Source organism: Streptomyces sp. NPDC006265 (assembly GCF_040613555.1).
Lineage (GTDB): Bacteria > Actinomycetota > Actinomycetes > Streptomycetales > Streptomycetaceae > Streptomyces.
This window is the reverse complement of record NZ_JBEXSH010001426.1, coordinates 1-1,349: the sequence shown is the minus strand read 5'-3', so window position 1 is coordinate 1,349 and position 1,349 is coordinate 1. Positions and strand designations below refer to the sequence as shown.

The 1,349-nt window shown below is 70.5% G+C and carries 1 protein-coding gene; it reads left to right on the top strand.

Annotated elements, in window-relative coordinates; genetic code table 11:
• Positions 1-101: 101 nt before the first annotated feature.
• A complete protein-coding gene (gene istA, locus ABZ281_RS49480; protein ID WP_356665417.1) occupies positions 102-1,337 on the top strand; it encodes an IS21 family transposase in 1,236 nt (411 codons plus the stop codon).
• Positions 1,338-1,349 lie beyond the last annotated feature (12 nt).

Sequence of the window (1,349 nt, the reverse complement as noted above, 5' to 3'; positions counted from 1 at the left end):
TGTCGCCGTTCCGTGAACCGTGACCCCCTATCGGTCGATGAAAAGTGACCCCTTCCGTGATCAAGTGATCAGTCTGGCTCCATGGGAGTCAGGTGGAAGAGGTGATCGGTGTGGAGGACTGGGCTGAGATCCGGCGGCTCCACCGTGCGGAGGGCATGTCGATCAAGGGGATCGCGCGGCATCTGGGGATCGCTCGGAACACCGTGCGGCGGGCTGTGGCCAGCGATGATCCGCCGAAGTACCGGCGGGCGCCGAGGGGCTCGATCGTGGACGCGGTGGAACCGGCGATCCGCGAACTGCTGGCCCAGTACCCGCGGATGCCCGCCACGGTGATCGCTGAGCGGATCGGCTGGGAACGGTCGTTGTCGGTGCTGAAGCGGCGGGTGCGGGAACTGCGGCCGGTGTATCTGCCGGCGGATCCGGTCTCGCGGACGGCGTATCAGCCCGGCGAGCTGGCCCAGTGTGACCTGTGGTTCCCGCCTGCGGACATCCCGCTGGGCTTCGGGCAGACCGGGCGGCCGCCGGTGCTGGTGATGGTGGCCGGGTACTCGCGGGTGATGACCGCGCGGATGCTGCCGTCGAGGCAGGCCGCCGATCTCGTGAGCGGGCACTGGGACCTGCTGTCCGGCTGGAGGGCGGTGCCGAGGGCGCTGGTCTGGGACAACGAGGCGGCCATCGGACGCCGGCGCGAGGGGCGGGTCGTGCTCGGTCATGAGTTCGCCGCCCTGGCCGGGCTGCTGGCTTGCAAGGTGATCCTGTGCCGGCCCCGAGACCCGGAGGCCAAGGGTCTGGTCGAGCGGGCCAACGGCTACCTGGAAACGTCATTCCTGCCCGGCAGAGTGTTCACTTCCCCGGCCGACTTCAACACGCAGCTGGCCGCATGGCTCGAGGTCGCCAACCGCCGGGTGCACCGCACCCTGGATGCCCGCCCGGCCGAGCGGTGGGAGGCCGACCGGGCCGCGATGCTGCCGCTGCCGCCGACCGCACCGCCGCGCTGGTGGCAGACCTCGGTGCGGATCGGCCGGGACCACTACATCCGCCTGGACACCTGCGACTACTCCGTCCACCCTGCCGCGATCGGACGGATCGTGCGGATCGAGGCGGACACCGAAACGGTGCGGGCCCATCTGGACGGGCGGCTGGTCGCCGAACATGCACGCTGCTGGGCCCGCCACCAGACACTGACCGACGCCGACCATGCCGATGCCGCCACGGCGATGCGCAGTCAGTACCGCCAGAGCGGGGCCACCGCCGCGGCGGTGGAGGTCGCGCAGCCGGATCTGCCGGCCTACGACCGCGTCTTCCAGCTGATCGAGGGCGGCGGAGGACAGGAGTAAACGCCATGGCCA